We start from the raw sequence: 19,045 nt of genomic DNA, 5'->3' as shown, positions 1-19,045 counted from the left end.
CTCAGGAGCACCTTCACCCATCCCGACCCGCCCCTCGGACACCTCAACGATGAAAGCCCGAGGTTAGCGTGGTGGCAATCCCGGGGTGGCGTGGAGCTGCTGGTAGGCGATGAAGGGTCATCGCGGGACCTCCCAAATCGACCAAGAAATAGGGACCCGCGATGACCCACCACCAGTCTGCACTCTCGACCCTCGTCAGTGAACTGCTCCAGGACCCCGACCTCGCTCATGAGGAGCTGTTCCGCCGGCTTCTCCAGGCCGGACTCCAGGACCTCATCGATGCCGAAGCGTCCGTCAAGATCGGTGCGGAGCGTTACGAACGTTCCCCGTCCCGCTCGACCCGTCGCAATTGCACCAGGGCAAAGCGCCTGGCTACCCCGGCGGGAGAGCTGGATCTGGCGATCCCGAAGCTAAGGGCCGGCTCGTTTTATCCCGCGCTGCTGCATCCTCGTCGCCGGGTCGACAAAGCGCTCTGGGCGGTGATCTGCACGGCCTGGATCGACGGCGTCTCCACCAGGAAGGTCGAGGACCTCGTGCGGGCGCTGGGCAACGAGTCCGGGATCAGCAAGTCCCAGGTCTCGAGGATCTGCGGCGAGATCGACGAGGTCGTCGCGGAGTTCCTCCACCGCCGCCTGGACCACACTTGGTTCCCCTACTTGTTCCTGGACGCGACCTATCTCGACATCCGCCAGGGCGGCCGGGTCGTCTCCCAAGCCGTCGTCGTCGCCACGGGCGTGGCCGCGACCGGTCACCGAGAAGTGCTCGGGATGGCGATCGGTGACGCGGAGACCACCGGCTTCTGGACCGAGTTCCTCCGCAGCCTGCGCGAACGCGGGTTGAGGGTCTCCACCCCCGCCGCACCGGAAGGCGTGCTGCTGGTGACCAGTGACGCGCACGCGGGGCTGAAGCATGCGATCAAGGCAGTGCTTCCGGGAGCGTCATGGCAGCGCTGCCGGGTCCACTTCGCACGCAACATCACCCAGGCGCTCGGCTCGGCGCGCTCCAAGCCCGTCAACGCCCTGGTCTCCACGATCTTCGCCCAGACCAGCCCGGAAACGGTCCGCGAGGCCTATCAGCAGGTCACGGCCTCGCTCGAGGCCTCCTTCCCGAAGATCGCGGCCATGCTCAAGGACGCCGAGGCAGACCTGACCGCATTCGCGGCGTTCCCCATCGAGCACTGGCGAAAGATCTGGTCGAACAACCCCATCGAGCGGGTGAACAGGGAGATCAAGCGCCGAGCAGACGTCGTCCAGATCTTCCCGAACCGGGACTCTGCGACCAGACTCGTCGGCGCAGTCCTCCAGGACCAGCACGAGGAATGGCAATACGGCGAACGCCGCTACATCAGCGACATCTCCCTACGCCGACTCGCCGACATGCTCACCAACGACACCCCCGAGACCACCAGCCGGCTCCTCATGACCGCCTGACCCAAAAGCCACCACACAACGGGACTTGACCGGGATGAGCGCAGCTAGCGCAGCTCTTCCACAGCGCCGAGGGGGAGGAGCATGCCGTCGCCTGGGCTCGTGACGTGCTCACCAAGGACAGACTGGACGCCGCCCGGAGCCCGTTGCGCTCGCTGCGCGCCCTCCGCCGTGCCGAGCGGCGCCTCGGTCTGATCACCGCCCGCTATCTCGTCGACGCCGTCGCAGGTCGCGGGGAGCGGGGCGATGGGGGAATGCGGCGCAGTCGCCTGATGCACTGACGGTGCACCCACCGCCGACGGGGGCTCGGCAGATTAGGACGGTCCGAGCCCGTGCCCGCCGACGTGCGTACGCGCTCCGCCGAGCGACTCCTCCCGCAGCACACAGGGAAGAGCCCCGAAGATCGATCTTCGGGGCCCTTCTCGCGTACTCCGCTGCGGTGGTCAGTGAACGGTCAGTGCACGACCTTCTCGGCCGGGGTGCGGTAGTCGCCGCCCGTGGCCTCGTCGATGACGTGCTTCTCGTGGCCGGCATGCTCGAGCGCCTCGCGGAGCGACGCCGGGGTGACCGGCTCGATGCGGTCCTTGAAGAAGAAGCTGGTGGCCTTGGCACGCAGGGAGGAGACTCCCTTGCCCGCCTTGAGCGGACGGTAGTCGTCGTGGGCGACGAGCTCCCAGCGCTCGTACTCGTCCAGCGGCTCGTGGATCTCGATCATGTCACCGGAGCCGGTGCGGACGATGCGGGAGGTCTCCCGGCCGTGCAGCACGAGATCGCGCTTCTGACGCTGGATCGAGAGGCACAGGCGCTTCGTGATGTAGAAGGCGAGCACCGGGGCCACGAAGAACGACACACGGAACAGCCAGGTGAGGTCGTTGATCGAGAGCTGCAGGGCGATCGCGATCAGGTCGTTGGTCGCCGCCAGCGCGAGGATCAGGTACGAGACGATCCAGGCGACGCCGATGCCGGTGCGCACCGGCGCGTTGTACGGCTTGTCCGCGAGGTGGTGCTCGCGATCGTCACCGGTGACCCAGGCCTCGATGAAGGGGAACAGGGCGAGGAACGCCAGCATCGCGCCGTAGATCGCCATCGGGATCAGCATGTTCAGCGAGAGGACGTACCCGAAGACCGTGATCTCCCAGCCCGGGATGAGGCGGAGGCCACCGTCGGTCCAGAGCATGTACCAGTCCGGCTGCGAGCCGGCCGAGACGGGGGAGGGGTCGTACGGGCCGTAGACCCACATCGCGTTGATCGACGTGGTCGCCGAGATCAGCGTGATGATGCCGAAGACGAGGAAGAAGAAGCCGCCGGCCTTCGCTCCGAACACCGGCAGGACCGGGTGCCCGACCACGTTGCGGTTCGTGCGGCCCGGGCCCGCGTACTGGGTGTGCTTGTGCACGACCACGAGCACGAGGTGGATCGCGATGAGTCCGAGGATCGCAGCAGGCACGAGCAGGATGTGGATCGTGAACAGGCGCGGGATGATGTCCGTGCCCGGGAACTCGCCGCCGAAGAGCAGCATCGACAGGTAGGTGCCGACGATCGGGATCGCCTTCATCAGCCCATCGGCGATGCGCAGGCCGTTGCCGGAGAGCACGTCGTCCGGGAGCGAGTAGCCGGAGAAGCCGGCCGCCATGCCCAGGATCATCAGCGAGAAGCCGATGAGCCAGTTGAGCTCGCGGGGCTTGCGGAAGGCGCCGGTGAAGAAGACGCGGAACATGTGCACGAAGATCGAGACCATGAACACGAGCGCCGCCCAGTGGTGCATCTGGCGGAACAGCAGTCCGCCCTTCACCTCGAAGGCGATCTCCATCGTCGACTCGAAGGCGCGGGAGACCGTGGCGCCCTGGAGCGCCTCGTACGGGCCGTTGTAGATGACCTCCTCCATGGAGGGGTCGAAGAACATCGTCAGGAAGACGCCGGAGATCAGCAGGATGACGAAGCTGTACAGCGCCATCTCGCCGAACATGAAGGACCAGTGGTCCGGGAAGACCTTGCGCGCGAAGAACTTCACGAAGCCGGCGCCGGAGAGGCGCTGGTCGAGGAAGTCTCCGCCCACCGCGCCGAGCTTGAGCAGGCGGGAGTCGTCGGAAGACTGCTTCCGGGAGCTGGGAGTCGTGGTCGTCATGAGATCACTTGTCCTTGTGGATGTTCCAGAAGCTGGGACCGATCGGCTCGGTGAAGTCACCAGGGGCCACGAGATACCCCTCGGCGTCGACCTCGATCGGCAGCTGCGGCAGCGGACGGTGGGCCGGGCCGAAGATCACCTTGGCGCCGTCGGTGACGTCGAAGGTGGACTGGTGGCACGGGCAGAGCATGTGGTGCGTCTGCTGCTCGAACAGCGCGACCGGGCAGCCGACGTGCGTGCAGATCTTCGAGAACGCGAGCACGCCCTCCACGCCCATCGACATCGACTCGTCGTTCTTCGCGAGCTTGGGGTCGATGCGCACGATCACGGCCGCGGCCTTCGCGCGCTCCTCGAGGTGGTGCGGGGTCTCGTCGGTGAGGCCCTCGGGCATGACGTGGAAGATCGAGTTCATCGCGACGTCGGAGAGCTTGATCGGCGTGCCGTCGTGGTCCCGGGCGAGGCGCTGGCCCGGGTTCTGGCCCCAGAAGGTGTGGTGGAGCTTGTTGCCCGGGAGCGGGCCCAGCGTCGACAGCGGGGCGAGCACGGCGATGGGCAGGGCCGCGAGAGCCGCCACCATCGCGGTGACCATGACGGGACGACGGCCGATGCCGGTCTCCGCCAGACCGCTGGTGATCATCTCGGCAGCGGCCTTGCGCGTCTCGTCGGAGCCGCGGACGTCATGGCGCTCCTCGACCCACTCCTCGTCGGGCATGAGCGTCTTGGCCCAGTGCACCGCTGCGGCGCCGATGAAGAACACCGCGATCGCGAGACCGAGGCCCGTGACGAGGTTGGACCACCACAGCGCGCGGGGAGTGCCCTCCTCCGCGAAGATGTTGGTGTCCAGCGGCGTGACGAGGAAGTACGCCGCGATGAAGATGACCGTCCCGACCACGCTGAGGAGGAACATGAAGGCGACGAGTCGCTCGGCGCGCTTCTCCGCGGGCTTGGAGATGTCGGTCTGACGGGGGGTGTGGGGAGGCAGACCCGGGTTCGGGAACCCGCCACCCTCCTTGGGGGCGAGGGTGCTGACCCGGGTGGGGGAGCTGCCGTCGGTGTTGGTGTTCATGCTCGCATTCACTTGGCCTTCGCCCCCAGCCACACGGCGGCGCCGAGGAGCAGGGACAGGATGATCGTCCAGGCGTACAGGCCCTCGGTCACGGGGCCGAGGGAGCCCAGGGAGATGCCGCCGGGGGAGCCGGTCTCCTCGAGGGTCTCGAGGTAGGTGATGACGTCCCGCTTGTCCTCGGGCGAGAGGTTGGTCTCGTTGAAGACCGGCATGTTCTGGGGACCGGTGTCCATGGCCTCGTAGACGTGCTTGCCCTCGACGCCCACGACCGGCGGGGCGTACTTGCCTCGGGTCAGCGCACCGCCGGCACCGGCGGCGTTGTGGCACATGGCGCAGTTCATGCGGAAGATCTCGCCGCCGCGCTCGGCGTTGCCCTTGCTGGTGTCCAGCCACTCCTCGTCCGGCACCGACGGGCCGGGGCCGAGCGAGGCCACGTACGCGGCGAGCTGACGGGTCTGCTCCTCGTTCATCTGCTGCGGCTTCTGGCGGGCCTGGGCGCCGGAGGCCTGCATGGGCATGCGGCCCGTGCCGACCTGGAAGTCGACGGCGGCGGCGCCCACGCCGATCAGCGAGGGGCCGAGGGTCTGACCGTCGGGGTCGCTGAGACCCGCGGCATCAAGTCCATGGCAGGTCGCGCAGTTGGCGAGGAAGAGGGCACGACCTTGCTCGACTTCGCTGTCGGTGTAGGCCTCGGCCTGGGCCGCCTGCGGCTGCAGGGCCGCGTACAGCCCGCCGGTCGCGACGAGCGCGAGCAGCAGGATCACGAGTAGCGCCATCGGGTGATGACGACGTGCGGCGAGAGCCTTCACGGTTCGGACCTCGATTCGTGGAGGGGGCGGGCGGGGAGGGACAGGAGTTCGGGGGGGTGCGTTGGGGCCCGGGGGCCGCTGCGCGGATCAGAAGATCGTCCAGTCGAAGTCGACCGGGACCACGTGGCCGGAGGAGGTGCCGGTCAGGATCGGGTCGAGCATGTACACGACGAAGAAGAGCACGATCCAGACCACGTCGACGAAGTGCCAGTAATAGGAGACGCAGATCGCGGAGATTTGCTCGTGCGCTGTGAACTTCTCCGCGACGTAGGCCCGCATCAGCACCATCAGGAAGGCGATCAGGCCGCCGACGACGTGGATGCCGTGGAAGCCGGTGGCGAGGTAGAAGACCGAGCTGAACGGCGAGGACGACATCGTGACGCCACTGTGGATGAGCTCGGCGTACTCGTAGGCCTGGCCCGAGACGAAGATCGCGCCGAGGATGAAGGTGAGCGTGTACCACTCGATCATCCCCCAGCCGGCGATGTTGAAGATCGAGCCCTCGCGGCGCTTGCGCGGCGAGAAGGACTGCCCCCAGGGAAGCGGCCCTCGGCGACGAAGACGCCGATCTGGCAGGTGACGGAGCTGAAGACCAGGATCGAGGTGTTCAGCAGCGCGAAGCCATGGGTGAAGTTCGACTGGCCCTCGGCGAAGGTCTCCGGTGCCAACGACCGCAGCGTGAAGTACATCGCGAACAGGCCGCCGAAGAACATGAGCTCGCTGGCGAGCCAGACGAGGGTGCCGATCTGCGTCGGGTTCGGGCGGCCGACCGCTGGGGCGGCAGCGGGGGAGGAGCGCACAGGCAGAGTCGCAGTAGTCACGTCACCATTATGTCGTGTCGTCAGATTCGGTGTGTCGGTTCACGACGACCGAGCACATCGCGGGGCCTGCGCCCCGGGCGGACCGTGCCAGCATAGCCCTCCTGACGGCCTGTCACGAACCAGGACACGCGTCGATACGCCCAGGTGATCGACCATGTGCGTGCGTCGTGACCGTTCCGTGATCCGATCCGTGACCAGGGCGACGGTGCACCCGCTCGCAGGTGCGATGATCGAGGCATGAGCGAGCAGACCCCGACCTGGTCCCGGCTCACCGCGCGCCTGGTGCGCGGCGAGCATCTCGAGCACGCCGAGGCGAGCTGGGCGATGGACGAGATCATGACCGGAGAGGCGGGTCCCGTCCCGCTGGCGGGCTTCCTCGTGGCGCTCCAGGCCAAGGGCGTCAGCAGCACGGAGCTCGAGGCTCTGGCCGATTCGATGGTCGCCCATGCCCGTCCCGTCGCGGTGGAGCGGCATGCGATCGACATCGTCGGCACCGGGGGCGACCTCGCGCAGACTGTGAACATCTCCACGATGGCCTCGGTCGTGATCGCCGCGTCCGGCCGCACCGTCGTCAAGCACGGCAACCGCGCCTCGACCTCGCGCTCGGGCTCGGCCGACGTGCTCGAGGCGCTCGGCGTCCGGCTGGACCTCCCCGTGCCCGAGGTCGAGCGCCTGGTCGGCGAGGTCGGCATGACCTTCCTCTTCGCGCAGGTGTTCCATCCCTCCATGCGCTTCGCCGCCGAGGCGCGCAAGGGCCTGGGCATCCCCACCGTGATGAACATCCTGGGACCGATCACGAACCCCGCGCGGCCGCTCGCGAGCGCCGTCGGGGTCGCCGATCCGGCCATCGCCCCGACCGTCGCCGGCGTGTTCGCCTCGCGCGGCACCAGCGCCCTCGTCTTCCGCGGTCAGGACGGCCTGGACGAGCTCACGGTGAGCGTCTCCTCGGACGTCTGGGAGGTCCGCGGCGGGGAGGTGCGCTCGCACCTGCTGGACCCGACGGCGCTGCTGAGCATCCCCCGCAGCCCCCACGACGCGCTCCGCGGCGGCACGGCCGAGGAGAACGCACAGGTGGCCCGTGACCTCTACGCGGGCGCGAAGGACGGGCGGATGGGCCCGATCCGGGATGCGGTGCTGCTGAACGCCGCGGCGGGCATCCTCGCCCACGACGGCATCGGACAGCCGGCCGCCGACGGCTTCGAGGACCGCTTCCGCGCCGCCCACGCGGAGGCGGTCTCCACGCTCGACAGCGGGGCGCCGGCGACGCTGCTCGCGCGCTGGGCGGCGGCGTCCCAGGAGTCGCTCGCCGCGAACGGCTGAGCGCGCTCCCTCAGCCCTCGAGACCCAGGTCGAAGGCGGCGTCGAGGTCCCGCTTCGAGTAGGTCTTGAAGGCGATGTTGGTGGTGGTGTCCCGGACGCCCTCGACCCGGCTGAGCGAGCCGGCGATCACGCCGGCGAGGTCCTCGTGGTTCCGCACACGGGCCACCGCGATCAGGTCCACGTCGCCCGTGACGGAGTAGACCTGCTCGATCCCGTCGATGTCGACGATCGCCTCGGCGACCTCGGGGATGCGCTGGGGGTCGACGACGATCGAGACGATGGCGGTGATCATGGATTCTCCTTCGACGGGCGCGGGGGCGCCGAGCGGCTTCTCCCGTGAGCCTATTCCCCCGGAGCGGTCGAGGTCATGGCGAAGCGCCGGGAGAGGTGCTCCGCCTCGAAGCGGGCCCGGGCCGGCACCTGCCACGACCCCTCGCACAGCACCGTGCGCACGCCCTCGCCCTCGAGCCACCCCAGCAGGATCTCGGCCTCCTGGTGATACCCCTGGCACAGGGGCGCGGCGAGCTCGGCCTCGCCGGTCCCCGTCATCGCCAGGGAACGCGCGAAGGGCAGGGGGTCCTTCGCCGCCGGCACCAGGGTGGTCCCGGAGAACCGTCCGTAGCGCACGGCCAGCAGCTCCCAGCCGCGTCCGCCGATCACGGCCTCGGTGCTGGGCCGGGCCGCGATGAGCAGCGGCACCTCCGCGAGGGCGCGCAGCCGGGAGGCGCGACGGGCGGCGTCCAGATAGGCGAGAGCTAGTCGGCGCAGCTTCTCCGCCTCCTCGTAGCGTCCCGCGTCGACGTGGGCGCGCAGCCGGGAGGCGGCATGGTCGAGCACCTCGCGCGGGTCGGCGACCATGGCGCGGCGCAGCCGCTCGTGATGCCCGCTCGACGGGGCGGCGCTGCGCGCGGGATCGGCCTCCAGCGCGGCACCGCGCCCCATGACCGCGTCGGTGAGCAGCCCGCGCAGCGGCTGGGCGTCGTGCCGGGAGGCGAGGGGGCCGATGTGCGCCGAGCCGTCGGCCTCCGTACGGGCCAGCCGCGCCCCGCGCAGCCCCTCGCCCGTCGGCCCGAGCCGCAGCCAGTGTGCCGCCTCCGGGCGCAGCCCGCGCCGGTTCGAGGGCGGCTTCTCCTGCGCGATCAGCCGCAGCTCGCGCACGGCGGCCTCGGTGGCGGTGGCGCACTCGATCACGCGCAGCGACTCCGCGCGCGGCAGCATGTCCAGGATCGCGCGGCGCGTCTCGCTCGCGGTGAAGTAGGTGCGCACCCGGGAGCGCAGGTTCCGGGAGGTGCCGACGTACAGCACCGAGCCGTGCGCATCGAGGAACTGGTAGACGCCGGGGACCGAGGGGACGTCGGCCGCGAGGTGCTTCTTGCGCAGCTGCACGGGCTTGGCCCGGCGGTGGGCCGTGCCGAGGTCCTCGAGGGTCGAGGCGCCGGTCGGGCCCAGCCGGGCGATGATCGCGTGGAGCACGTCGACCGTCGCGCGGGCATCCGAGAGGGCACGGTGGTCCGGGGTGACCGCCGCCCCGACATGGGCGGCGAGGGTCGAGAGCTTGTGATCGCGCACCTCGTCGCGGCGGAAGACCGTCCGGGCGAGCGCGAGGGTGTCAAGCACGGTCGGCGCGGGCCACTCCAGCGCGCACTCGGCGGCGCGGGCGCGCAGGAAGCCGATGTCGAAGCGGGCGTTGTGGGCCACCAGCGCGGCGTCGGGCCCGACGAAGTCCAGGAACATCGGCAGCACGGTCCGGATCGAGGGGGCGCCGCGCACGGTCGCATCGGAGATGCCGGTGAGGGAGGCGATGTAGGCCGGGATCGGACGCTCCGGGTCCACGAAGGTGCGGAACTCGCCGAGCACCTCGCCGCCGCGGACCTTCACCGCGCCGATCTCGGTGATCGCGTCCGCGGAGGGGTCCGTCCCGGTGGTCTCGAGATCGACCACCACCAGCGTCGCCTCCGCGAGCGGGGTGCCCAGGTCCTCGAAGCTGAGCTGACGGCGTGCGGGCATGGGGGACAGGCTACGACGCGGCCCCGACAGCCGGACGTCGGGAGGCTGCGCGGGCACCGGTCCGCGACGAGCCCGGACGCACGACGGGCCCGCGATGCGCGACGGGCCCACGACGCGCGACGGGCCCCGGCGCCTCCGAGGTGCCGGGGCCCGTCGGCCGCCGATGGCGAGCGTGCCCGCGCTCAGCCCTGGGGCTTGGGCGCGGAGTAGATCTTCTCGATGATCGGGGCGAGGTCCTTCACGACCACGTTGCGCTTGAGCTTCAGCGAGGGCGTGAGATAGCCGTTCTCCTCGGTGAAGTCGGAGTCGATGACCACGAAGGAGCGGATCGACTCGGCCCGGGAGACCGACTCGTTCGCCCGGTCCACCACCTTCTGCAGCTCGGCGCGGATCTCCGGGTCCTCCGCGGCCTGGGTGAGGCTCATCTCCGGCTTGCCGTTGTTCTTCAGCCAGGTCGGGAGCATCTCGGCGTCCAGCGTGAGGATCGCCGCGACGAAGGGCTTCTGGTCGCCGATCACCACGCACTGGCTGACCAGGGGGTGGGAGCGCAGCTGGTCCTCGAGCTGCGCCGGGGAGACGTTCTTGCCGCCCGCGGTCACGATGACCTCCTTGCGGCGTCCGGTGATCGTGATCGATCCGTCGTCGGCGAGGGAGCCGAGGTCACCGGTGTGGAACCAGCCGTCCTTCAGGGACTCGGCGGTGGCCTCGGGGTTGTTGTGATAGCCCTTGAACACCATCACGCCCTTGACCAGCAGCTCCCCGCTGTCGTCGATCGCGACGGAGGAGCCGGGCAGGGGCGGGCCCACGGTGCCGGGGCGGACGTCCCAGGGCAGGTTCACGCAGATCGGCGCCGTGGTCTCGGTGAGGCCGTAGCCCTCGAGCACGGTCACGCCGATGCCGCGGAAGAAGTGGGACAGCCGCGCACCCAGCGGAGCGCCGCCGGAGACCGCCCACCTGACCTGACCGCCCATCGCCTCGCGCAGGGTGCCGTAGACGAGACGGTCGAAGAGCTTGTGCTTGAGCGAGAGGGTGAGCGGGACCTTCCCGTCGGCCAGCGCGGTGGAGTAGTCGATCGCGGTCTTCGCGGCGGCGCCGAAGATTCTGCCCTTGCCACCGGCGATCGCCTTGGCCTCGGCGCCGTTGTAGACCTTCTCGAACACGCGCGGCACGGCGAGCAGGAAGGTGGGCTTGAAGGCGGCGAGGTCGGGCAGGAGGTTCTTGGTGTCCGGGGTGAAGGCCGTGGTGACCGGCCAGGCCGCGGCGAGCACTGTGATCAGACGGGCGAAGACGTGCGCCATGGGCAGGAACATCAGCAGGCGCGAGCCGCTGGGCAGCACCTTCTCGCCCAGGAGCGTCACCGCGCTGCGGGTGGTGTCGACGAAGTTCGCGTGCGTGAGCTCGGCGCCCTTGGGACGGCCGGTCGTGCCGGAGGTGTAGATGATGGTGGCGACGTCGTCGAGACGGCGCGCGGTGCGCCGGGACTCGAGCTCCTCGTCGCTGATCCCTGCGCCGCGCTGCCTGAGGTCCTCGAGGATCCCGTCCTCCAGGACGCCGATGCGCTGCAGAGCCGGCAGCTCGCCGCGCACTGACTCCATGTCCTCCTTGTGGCGCGTGGACTCGACGAGGGCGAACTTCGCCGCGGAGTCCGAGGCGATCCACTGGATCTGGCTCGGGGAGGAGGACTCGTAGATCGGGACGCTGACGCCGCCGGCCCACCAGATCGCCCAATCCGCCAGCGCCCACTCGTAGCGGGTGCGGGAGAGGATCGCGACGACGTCGCCGGGGGCGACCTCGGAGGCGATCAGCCCCTTCGCGACCGCCTTGACGTCCTCGACGAAGTCGGCGGTCCGCATCGGACGGTAGCCGCCGCCCTCCTGGGCGAGCTCGAAGATCGGTACGGAGGGATCCGCCCTGAGGCGCCCCAGCAGCAGGTCCGTCGCGTTCTCGTCGGGGCTGCTGTGATGCTGGGGTGGCGTGGTGTACTGCTTCATCGAATCTCCTTCGATCCGGCGGGGTGCACGTGACCGGCGTACCGGACGACCTGGCCGGAAGCGCTGGTGGGGTCGTGCCGAGTCTACGGCAGTGCGCCACTACGATGAGCGCGACAGCTGCGCGACGACCGGATGCGCGCGGCGCGCAGGCGAACGAGGCAGGGACGGATGCTCTCCATCGGAGTCGACATCGGCGGCACGAAGATCGCGGCAGGGGTCGTGGACGAGGACGGCGAGATCATCGCCGCGACCACGCGCAGCACGCCGGCGACGGACCCGGCGCTGCTCGAGGCCGCGGTCGCCGATGCGGTCGCGGAGCTGCGCGGCGAGCACGCCGTCGGCGGGATCGGCGTCGGCGCGGCCGGGTTCATCGGCGCGGACCGGCGCACCGTGACCTTCGCCGCGAATCTGGCCTGGCGCGATCACCCCCTCGCCGACGAGCTCGAGCGCCTCACAGGGCTCCCGGTCGTCGTCGAGAACGACGCGAACGCCGCCGGCTGGGCGGAGTTCCGCTTCGGCGCGGCCCGGGAGGCGCGTCACATGCTGATGCTCACCGTCGGCACGGGACTCGGCGGCGCGGCCGTGATGGAGGGCGTCCTGCTGCGCGGCAGTGCGGGCTTCGCCGGCGAGGTCGCCCACATGACCGCGGTGCCCGACGGGCAGTGGTGCGGGTGCGGGCTGCGCGGCTGCCTCGAGCAGTACACGGCCGGCACCGCGCTCGTGCGCGCCGCGAAGCGCCGGGCCGCGAGCGGCGACCCGCTGCTCGGTCCGCTGGTGCAGGCCGCGGGCGGGGACCGGCGTGCGATCGACGGCCCGCTCGTCACGCGACTGGCCCAGCAGGGGGACCCGGGCGCGCGGGAGCTCATCGCCGAGATCGGGACCTGGCTCGGACGCGGCGCGGCGACGATCTCCGCGCTGCTGGACCCCGACGTGATCGTCGTCGGCGGCGGCGTCTCGGCCGCCGGGGACCTGCTGCTGGATCCCGCCCGACAGGCGTACTCCGCGAGCCTCACCGCCCGCGCGCACCGGCCCCTGGCACCCTTCGTGCTCGCCGGCATGGGGAACCGTGCCGGGATCGTCGGCGCCGCGGACCTCGCCCGCTGAGCCGCGCAGGCGGGGAGCGCAGCCGCGCAGGCGGGGAGCGCAGCCGCGCAGGCCGGGAGCGCAGCCGCGCAACCGGGCCGGCGGGGCCGGCTCAGACCTCGGCGCCGTCGTCCCCCTCGTCGCGAGGGCGGCGCGGCAGCCGCAGCAGCAGCGAGACCATCCCGCCGAGCGCCGCGGCGCCGCCGGCCCATCCGAGCACGGAGGGCAGCGAGGCCGAGAGCGTCACGGCGAGCAGGAGCACGAAGCCGCCGAGCAGCGCGGTCCACGACCACAGCACCGCGGAGGAGGGCTGGGGGAGGTCCGGGTCCGGCGGGTCGAAGTCGCCGTAGAGCACCTCGTCGTCGTCCAGCTCACGCGGCGGCGCGTCCCGCGGCCCCCTCGAGGGATGCGCCTCCCGAGCACGTCGGCGCGACTCCTGCAGGGCCTCCTCGGTCGACGGCCCGTCCTCGTCCTCCTCGGCGGCGAAGCGGCCGGGGCCGTCCTCGTCCTCCGGCGCGGCCGGCTCGCGCGGCGCCCTGCCGGGGCCGAGCGCGAGCCCCTCGTCGCGCAGCATCCGGGCGAACTCCGCGTCGACGTCGCGGGGCTCGGGGGAGCGGCCGTCCTCCCCGCTCATCGGGACCCCTCGGGGACGGGGACATGGGCGTCCAGGAACCGGGCCGAGGTCTCGAACAGCAGCGGGGCGTCGTGGTCGAGCGGCGCCAGGTGGTGGCTCCGGGCGAGCGAGAGCCGTTCGACGGGCCCGCGGACCCGTGCGGCGACGAGGTCGCTGTCGGAGGGCGGGACGGTGTGGTCCACGCGAGAGGTCGCCAGCAGCAGCGGGGCCCGGACGGCGCCGAGACCCTCGCGGGTGCGGCGGAACAGCCGGCGCAGCTGGCCGACGGCGCGCACCGGCACCCGCTCGTACGCCTCCTCGGAGGCGTCCTCGCGCGCGATGTCCGACCCGATCCCGGGCAGGGTGCGCACCACCGGGGCGATCAGATCGGCCGCGGCCGCGATCCGGGGCAGCGTCATCCCCGGGTTCACCGCGACCACGGCGCAGATCGCCCCGGCGAGCTCCTCGTCCTCGGCGAGGGCGAGGGCGAGGTTCCCGCCCATCGACAGCCCGCCCACCGCGATCGGCCCGAGCTCGCCGGACAGCTCCAGCGCCGCCTCGCGCACGCACCCGTACCAGTCCTGCCAGCTGTTGCGCGCGAGGTCCTGCTCCGTCCGCGCGTGGCCGGGCAGCAGCGGCAGCTCGACCTCCCAGCCGAGCGCGGCGTGGTGCTCCGCCCAGGGACGCATCGACTGCGGCGAGCCGGTGAACCCGTGGCACAGGAGGAGCCCGCCGCGCGGGTTAGAGTGACCCCGCGCGCGCCACGGCCGGGACAGTTCGCTGAACGCCATGGGGACATCGTCGCATCCGCTTCCGTCCGGGGCATCCTCGCCCCGTCCTCGAGCGCCCGCAGGAGGGCCGACGTGCTGTACGAGATCGCCAAGCCCTTCGTCATGGGGGTGGTGAGGGCCGTGTGGGCACCGACGCTCAGCGGCGACGAGAACATCCCCGTGCAGGGACCGGTCATCCTGGCGTCGAACCATCTCACCTACGCCGACACCGTGTTCCTCCCCGGACAGGTGCGGCGCAGCGTGCATTTCCTGGGCAAGTCCGACATCTTCTCCGGCCGCTCGCCGATCGCGCGGCTGGCCGGCGCAGTGATGCGAGGGCTGCACGTTATGCCCGTGGACCGCAGCGGCGGCGGGGCCGCGCGCACGGCGATCCAGGCAGGGCTCGAGGTGCTCTCCCGCGGCGACGTGCTCGGCATCTATCCCGAGGGGACCCGGAGCCCCGACGGCCGGCTGCATCGCGGGAAGACGGGGGTGGCGCGCTTCGCCCTCGCGGCGGAGGCGCCGATCGTGCCGGTCGCGATGATCGGCGCCTTCGAGGCGCAGCGGGGACGGAAGTACTTCCCGCGCCGTCGACCTCGCATACATGTGGAGGTCGGGGCGCCGATCGATCCCGCGGAAGTTCTCGCCCGCCATCCCGGAGCCGACGAGGCGACACGGCTGCGCGCCGTGACCGACGAGGTCATGGACCGCATCGCCGCGCTCTCCGGGCAGGAGCGGGCCCCGGAGTACGCGAGCGACGTGAAGCGCAGGCTGCGCGCGGAGCAGGCCGCCTCCAACCCCTCCGGCACCCGGCGCCGACGGCGCTGAGCCCGTGACGGACTCCCGCCGGGCCTGCGCCGTGCCCGCGACGGGCCGCGCACTGCCCAGCGACCGGTCCCTTGGCACGCACCCGTGCGGAACTGGCTACCCTGTCGGCGTGACTCCATTCAGCCCCGACGCCCCCGCCCGCGCCCACGACTTCTCGCTGTCCTCGGCCGATGACGGCCTGGCGGCGCTCGGCGCCTGGCGCGAGCTCCCGCGCGTGCAGCAGCCCGTGTGGCCCGACGAGGGGTCCCGCGCCCAGGTCTTCGACGACCTGCGCGCCGCGCCGCCGCTGGTCTTCGCCGGCGAGGTCGACGTGCTGCGCGAGCGCGTCGCCGCCGCGGCCCGCGGCGAGGCCTTCCTGCTCGCCGGGGGCGACTGCGCCGAGACCTTCGCGGACTCCACCGCGGATCGCATCCGCAACAAGATCCGCACCATCCTCCAGATGGCGGCCGTGCTCACCTACGGCGCCTCCGTGCCGGTGGTGAAGATGGGCCGGATGGCCGGACAGTTCGCCAAGCCCCGCTCCGCCGACGAGGAGACCCGGGACGGCGTGACCCTGCCCACCTATCGCGGCGACGCGGTCAACGAGTACGCCTTCACCGAGGAGGCCCGGATCCCGGATCCGCGCCGCCTGTGGAAGACGTACACCACCAGCGCCTCCACACTGAACCTCCTGCGCGCCTTCACGAACGGCGGCTTCGCGGACCTCCGCGAGGTCCACTCCTGGAACCGCGGCTTCACCTCCTCGGGCGTCGGCTACGACCGCTACGAGGAGCTCGCGGGACAGATCGACAGGGCCGTGCGCTTCATGGACGCCATCGGCGCGGACTTCGACGCGCTGAAGGTCGTGGAGTTCTACGCCTCCCACGAGGCGCTGCTGCTGGACTACGAGGAGGCGCTCTCGCGCATCGACTCCCGCACCGGCGAGATCTACGGCTGCTCGGGCCACTTCCTGTGGATCGGCGAGCGCACCCGCCAGCTCGACGGCGCGCACGTGGAGTTCATGTCCCGTCTGCGCAACCCGATCGGTGTGAAGCTCGGCCCCGACGCCTCCCTCGACGACGCGCTGCGCCTGATCGACCGCCTCGACCCCGAGCGCGAGCCGGGCCGTCTCACCTTCATCACCCGCATGGGCGCCGGGAAGATCCGTGACCGGCTCCCGGCGCTGGTCGAGGGCGTGCGGGACTCCGGCGCCCAGGTCGCCTGGGTGACGGACCCGATGCACGGCAACACCATCACCTCCTCCAACGGCTACAAGACCCGCCGCTTCGAGGACATCCTCGACGAGGTCGTGGGCTTCTTCGAGGTGCACCAGGAGCTCGGAACCGTCCCGGCGGGCCTGCACATGGAGCTCACCGGCGACGACGTCACCGAGGTCCTGGGCGGCACCGGGGAGATCGACGAGGAGGGCCTCACCCGCCGCTACGAGACCCTCGTGGACCCGCGGCTGAACCATCAGCAGTCCCTCGAGCTCGCCTTCCTCGTCGCGGAGATGCTCTCCCGCCGCTGAGCGGTTCCGCGCCTCCGGCAGCCCGACGACGACGGCGCCACCCCGATCGGGGCGGCGCCGTCGTCGTGCGCGGGAGGCGCGAGCGCCGGACCTTCGACGCCCCGGCTCCGGGGCTCAGAAGACCTTGATCGTGATCGTCGAGCCCTTGGCCTGCTGGCTTCCCGCCGCCGCCGTCTGCTCGTAGACCTGGCCGAAGACCGGCTCGCCCTTGTCATGGACGACCTCGACCGTGAACCCGGCCGCCTCGAGGGCGGAGCGGGCCTCGGCCTCGGGCTTCTTGAAGACGTCCGGGACCGTGACCATCTCGGGGCCGAGCGAGGTGACGATGTGGACGGTGTCCCCGCGGTGCAGGGTGCCGGAGGCGGGGGACTGCGAGATCACCGAGCCCTTCGGGACCGACGGGGAGTGCGCCTCCGCGCTCGTGACGCGGAACCCGGCCGCCTCGAGGGTGGAGCGCGCCGAGGCCGCGGGAGCGCCGGTCTGGTCCGGCACGGACAGCGGCTGACGGCCCTGCGAGACGACCACGTGGACCTCGCCGCCCTCGGGAAGCGCCTCGGCGTCGGCCGACTGGGAGATCACCACGCCCTGGGGGACGGTCTCGGAGTACTCCGCCTCGTCCTCGACCAGCTCGAGCCCGAGCGCCTCGACCTGCTCGCGCGCCTCCTCGAGGCCGGTGCCCTCGAGCGCGGGGACGGGGAAGGTCTCCACCCCCTTGGAGACCACGAGGTGGACGTCGCTGCCCTTCTTCAGGGTGGTGCCGGTCGAGGGCTCCGCGGAGATCACGTGCCCGGCCGGGACCGTGTCGTCGAAGCGCTCCTGGGTCCGCACGGTCAGATCGGAGGCGGTCAGCTCCGCCTCCGCGTCCTGCAGCGGGGTGCCGGTCACGAGCGGGACGGTCCGGTCGGCCCCGGGGCCGGTCTCGAGATACCAGTCGGCGCCGGTCCACGCCCCGCCCGCCAGCACGGCCACGAGGCTCAGCGCGGCGAGCGCGGCCATCGGCCGGGAGCGGCGGCGCGCGCCGACGGGCAGGTGCCGTCCGCGCCGGGCGCGGGGAGCGCGCACGACGAGGCTGCGCGTCCTCTCGTCCTCCTCGGCGGCGGCGCCCTCGGGCTCCTCGGCGTCCGTCCCGTCCTCGTCCTCCGCCTCCCGGCCGGGGTCGGCGTCCGGCGCGGTGGTCTCGGCATCGGCGCCGCCGGGCGCGAAGACGCGCGGGCCGCGGGAGATCTCGGCCGCGACCTCGTCCAGCGAGGAGGTGGGGCGGGGGACGTCGCCGGTGTCGCTCGGCTCGATCTCCTCGGGCCGGGCGGCGAGCGCCGACGCGGGGAGCGTGCGGAGGAGCTCCCGGACCGCCTTCAGCAGGTCCGCAGCGGAGGCGGGTCGCTGCTCGACCCCGCGCGCGCAGGCCCAGGTGATCAGGGAGTCCAGAGGGCGGGGGATGCCGGTTACCAGCGTCGAGGGCGCGGGGATGTCCTCATGGACGTGCTGGAAGGCGATGTGCACCGGCTGCTCGCCGCGGAAGGGCTGCCGTCCGGTCAGCATCTCGAACAGGACCACGCCGAGGGAGTAGAGGTCGCTGCGCTCGTCGGCCTCGCCGCGGGTGACCACCTCGGGGCTGATGTAGGCGACGGTGCCGAGCAGGGCGGCGCCGGTGGAGGAGTTGTTCGCGCCGATCGCGCGGGCGAGCCCGAAGTCGGCGACCTTCACGGTGTCCTGCCGGTCCAGCAGGATGTTCTCGGGCTTGATGTCCCGATGGACGATCCCGGCCCCGTGCGCGGCGACCAGCGCCTCCAGCACCTGCGCCGTGATCTCGAGGGACTCGCCGACGGTGAGGCGGCCGCGCTCCACGATCCGGGCGCGCAGCGTCTCGCCCTCGATGAGCTCCATGGCGAGGTAGATGCGGTCCTCGTCCTCGCCCTGGTCGAAGACGCCGACGACGTTGCGGTGGGCGAGACGGGCGGCGGAGCGCGCCTCCCGTCCGAAGCGACGGCGGAAGTCCTCGTCCATCGCGAGGTGGGGATGCATGATCTTCAGGGCCACGACGCGGTCCAGCCGCTGGTCGTGCCCGCGGTGCACGGTCGCCATTCCGCCGCGCGCGATCGGCTCCTCGACCCGGTAGCGGTCGTCGAGGAGCAGGCTGATGCCGGGGGAAGTCGACGTCGCCGAGCTCACGGGTCCGAATCTATGGGGCGAGGGGCCCCGGAACGGGGAACGACACACGCGGCGCGCGGCACAGTGACGAGGTCGACGGGATGCGCGGGCCGCCGGAGCCGTGGCACTCTGGTCCCGTGAACGACCTGGACACCCTCATCACCGAATGGCTCACCCTCCCCGACGTCGCCGAGCATCTCGACGTCGAGGTCTCGCGCGTCCGCCGCCTCATCGAGGAGGGCCAGCTGGTCGCCGTGCGGCGCGGGGATCCCGTGGTGCGCATGGTGCCGGCGATGCTGCTCAAGGACGGCGAGATCACCCCGCACCTGCCCGGCACGATCACCGTGCTGCGCGACGGCGGCTTCGAGGACGCGGAGCTGCTGGCCTGGCTGTTCGAGGGGGACGACTCGCTCCCCGGCCGTCCCATCGACCACCTCCGCCGGGGCCAGCGCGGCGAGGTGCGCCGCCGGGCGCTCGCCCTCGCCCTCTGAGTCGCCGCCTGGCAGGCCGACCGGGATGTCCCGTCCCGG

The 19,045-nt window shown here is 71.6% G+C and carries 16 protein-coding genes and 1 pseudogene; 7 read left to right on the top strand and 10 right to left on the bottom strand.

Annotated features, from left to right (window positions below; translation table 11 throughout):
* The first annotated feature begins 161 nt into the window (after window positions 1–161).
* Together RBL05_RS02925 and RBL05_RS02920 are read left to right on the top strand one after the other, a co-directional pair.
* Entirely contained in the window at window positions 162–1,430 is a 1,269-nt protein-coding gene (locus RBL05_RS02925) for an IS256 family transposase (protein ID WP_010550583.1), read from the top strand.
* A 104-nt stretch (window positions 1,431–1,534) separates the two neighbouring features.
* Window positions 1,535–1,708 carry a hypothetical protein gene (locus RBL05_RS02920; protein WP_192808033.1) on the top strand — a complete coding sequence of 58 codons (174 nt, stop codon included), beginning with the start codon at window positions 1,535–1,537 and terminating at the stop codon, window positions 1,706–1,708.
* A 173-nt stretch (window positions 1,709–1,881) separates the two neighbouring features.
* Here RBL05_RS02920 and RBL05_RS02915 read toward each other — a convergent pair whose 3' ends face one another.
* The 4 genes and pseudogenes from RBL05_RS02915 to RBL05_RS02900 form a co-directional block, all read right to left on the bottom strand.
* The gene (locus tag RBL05_RS02915) at window positions 1,882–3,552 is read right to left on the bottom strand and encodes a cytochrome b (RefSeq protein ID WP_010550585.1); all 1,671 of its coding nucleotides are present in this window, start codon (window positions 3,550–3,552) and stop codon (window positions 1,882–1,884) included.
* Between the two features lie 4 nt (window positions 3,553–3,556).
* Window positions 3,557–4,618 (bottom strand): ubiquinol-cytochrome c reductase iron-sulfur subunit, encoded by a 1,062-nt coding sequence (locus RBL05_RS02910; RefSeq protein WP_010550586.1) that lies wholly within the window; start codon window positions 4,616–4,618, stop codon window positions 3,557–3,559.
* A gap of 8 nt (window positions 4,619–4,626) precedes the next feature.
* Window positions 4,627–5,427 (bottom strand): c-type cytochrome, encoded by an 801-nt coding sequence (locus tag RBL05_RS02905; protein WP_029360453.1) that lies wholly within the window; start codon window positions 5,425–5,427, stop codon window positions 4,627–4,629.
* Window positions 5,428–5,514: 87 nt separating this feature from the next.
* A pseudogene (locus tag RBL05_RS02900) lies at window positions 5,515–6,248 on the bottom strand (heme-copper oxidase subunit III).
* 237 nt (window positions 6,249–6,485) lie between these two features.
* On the opposite strand from RBL05_RS02900, the gene trpD reads away from it, so the two are divergent.
* The gene (gene trpD / locus RBL05_RS02895) at window positions 6,486–7,568 is read left to right on the top strand and encodes an anthranilate phosphoribosyltransferase (RefSeq protein WP_010550589.1); all 1,083 of its coding nucleotides are present in this window, start codon (window positions 6,486–6,488) and stop codon (window positions 7,566–7,568) included.
* A 10-nt stretch (window positions 7,569–7,578) separates the two neighbouring features.
* Here the strand turns inward: trpD and RBL05_RS02890 are convergent, their stop codons facing one another.
* The 3 genes from RBL05_RS02890 to RBL05_RS02880 all read right to left on the bottom strand — a co-directional run bounded on the left by RBL05_RS02890 (window position 7,579) and on the right by RBL05_RS02880 (window position 11,566).
* Window positions 7,579–7,860, bottom strand: a complete 282-nt coding sequence (locus RBL05_RS02890; protein WP_010550590.1) for an Lrp/AsnC family transcriptional regulator — start codon at window positions 7,858–7,860, stop codon at window positions 7,579–7,581.
* Between the two features lie 50 nt (window positions 7,861–7,910).
* On the bottom strand, window positions 7,911–9,575 hold the full coding sequence (locus RBL05_RS02885; RefSeq protein WP_308740649.1) for a DEDD exonuclease domain-containing protein: 1,665 nt from the start codon (window positions 9,573–9,575) through the stop codon (window positions 7,911–7,913).
* Between the two features lie 182 nt (window positions 9,576–9,757).
* On the bottom strand, window positions 9,758–11,566 hold the full coding sequence (locus tag RBL05_RS02880; protein WP_308740650.1) for an AMP-dependent synthetase/ligase: 1,809 nt from the start codon (window positions 11,564–11,566) through the stop codon (window positions 9,758–9,760).
* A 168-nt stretch (window positions 11,567–11,734) separates the two neighbouring features.
* Between RBL05_RS02880 and RBL05_RS02875 the strand changes: the two genes are divergently transcribed.
* Window positions 11,735–12,670, top strand: a complete 936-nt coding sequence (locus RBL05_RS02875) for an ROK family protein (protein ID WP_010550593.1) — start codon at window positions 11,735–11,737, stop codon at window positions 12,668–12,670.
* A 91-nt stretch (window positions 12,671–12,761) separates the two neighbouring features.
* Here the strand turns inward: RBL05_RS02875 and RBL05_RS02870 are convergent, their stop codons facing one another.
* A complete protein-coding gene (locus tag RBL05_RS02870; protein ID WP_308740651.1) occupies window positions 12,762–13,283 on the bottom strand; it encodes a hypothetical protein in 522 nt (173 codons plus the stop codon).
* Window positions 13,280–13,951, bottom strand: coding sequence for an alpha/beta hydrolase (locus RBL05_RS02865; RefSeq protein ID WP_318604070.1), 672 nt, complete (start codon window positions 13,949–13,951; stop codon window positions 13,280–13,282). The genes RBL05_RS02870 and RBL05_RS02865 overlap by 4 nt, the downstream gene beginning before the upstream one ends.
* A 174-nt stretch (window positions 13,952–14,125) precedes the next feature.
* On the opposite strand from RBL05_RS02865, the gene RBL05_RS02860 reads away from it, so the two are divergent.
* Window positions 14,126–14,860 (top strand): lysophospholipid acyltransferase family protein, encoded by a 735-nt coding sequence (locus RBL05_RS02860; protein WP_308740653.1) that lies wholly within the window; start codon window positions 14,126–14,128, stop codon window positions 14,858–14,860.
* Between the two features lie 109 nt (window positions 14,861–14,969).
* Window positions 14,970–16,367 (top strand): class II 3-deoxy-7-phosphoheptulonate synthase, encoded by a 1,398-nt coding sequence (locus RBL05_RS02855; RefSeq protein ID WP_373317964.1) that lies wholly within the window; start codon window positions 14,970–14,972, stop codon window positions 16,365–16,367.
* Between the two features lie 114 nt (window positions 16,368–16,481).
* On the opposite strand, the gene pknB is transcribed toward RBL05_RS02855, so the two are convergent.
* Window positions 16,482–18,536 carry a Stk1 family PASTA domain-containing Ser/Thr kinase gene (gene pknB / locus RBL05_RS02850; protein WP_259882834.1) on the bottom strand — a complete coding sequence of 685 codons (2,055 nt, stop codon included), beginning with the start codon at window positions 18,534–18,536 and terminating at the stop codon, window positions 16,482–16,484.
* Between the two features lie 116 nt (window positions 18,537–18,652).
* On the opposite strand from pknB, the gene RBL05_RS02845 reads away from it, so the two are divergent.
* A complete protein-coding gene (locus RBL05_RS02845; protein ID WP_263309748.1) occupies window positions 18,653–19,006 on the top strand; it encodes an Rv2175c family DNA-binding protein in 354 nt (117 codons plus the stop codon).
* Window positions 19,007–19,045 lie beyond the last annotated feature (39 nt).

This window comes from Brachybacterium sp. GU-2 (assembly GCF_030866705.2).
Classification (GTDB): domain Bacteria; phylum Actinomycetota; class Actinomycetes; order Actinomycetales; family Dermabacteraceae; genus Brachybacterium; species Brachybacterium conglomeratum.
The sequence above is the reverse complement of the archived record's forward strand: the minus strand, read 5'-3'. Positions and strand labels throughout refer to the sequence as shown.

Coding starts and splice junctions, on each gene's coding strand:
- RBL05_RS02910 (WP_010550586.1), bottom strand. CDS start 4,618: ATGAACACCAACACCGACGGCAGCTCCCCCACCCGGGTCAGCACCCTC.
- RBL05_RS02885 (WP_308740649.1), bottom strand. CDS start 9,575: ATGCCCGCACGCCGTCAGCTCAGCTTCGAGGACCTGGGCACCCCGCTC.
- RBL05_RS02865 (WP_318604070.1), bottom strand. CDS start 13,951: ATGCGTCCCTGGGCGGAGCACCACGCCGCGCTCGGCTGGGAGGTCGAG.
- RBL05_RS02890 (WP_010550590.1), bottom strand. CDS start 7,860: ATGATCACCGCCATCGTCTCGATCGTCGTCGACCCCCAGCGCATCCCC.
- RBL05_RS02915 (WP_010550585.1), bottom strand. CDS start 3,552: ATGACGACCACGACTCCCAGCTCCCGGAAGCAGTCTTCCGACGACTCC.
- trpD (WP_010550589.1), top strand. CDS start 6,486: ATGAGCGAGCAGACCCCGACCTGGTCCCGGCTCACCGCGCGCCTGGTG.
- RBL05_RS02870 (WP_308740651.1), bottom strand. CDS start 13,283: ATGAGCGGGGAGGACGGCCGCTCCCCCGAGCCCCGCGACGTCGACGCG.
- RBL05_RS02925 (WP_010550583.1), top strand. CDS start 162: ATGACCCACCACCAGTCTGCACTCTCGACCCTCGTCAGTGAACTGCTC.
- RBL05_RS02875 (WP_010550593.1), top strand. CDS start 11,735: ATGCTCTCCATCGGAGTCGACATCGGCGGCACGAAGATCGCGGCAGGG.
- RBL05_RS02880 (WP_308740650.1), bottom strand. CDS start 11,566: ATGAAGCAGTACACCACGCCACCCCAGCATCACAGCAGCCCCGACGAG.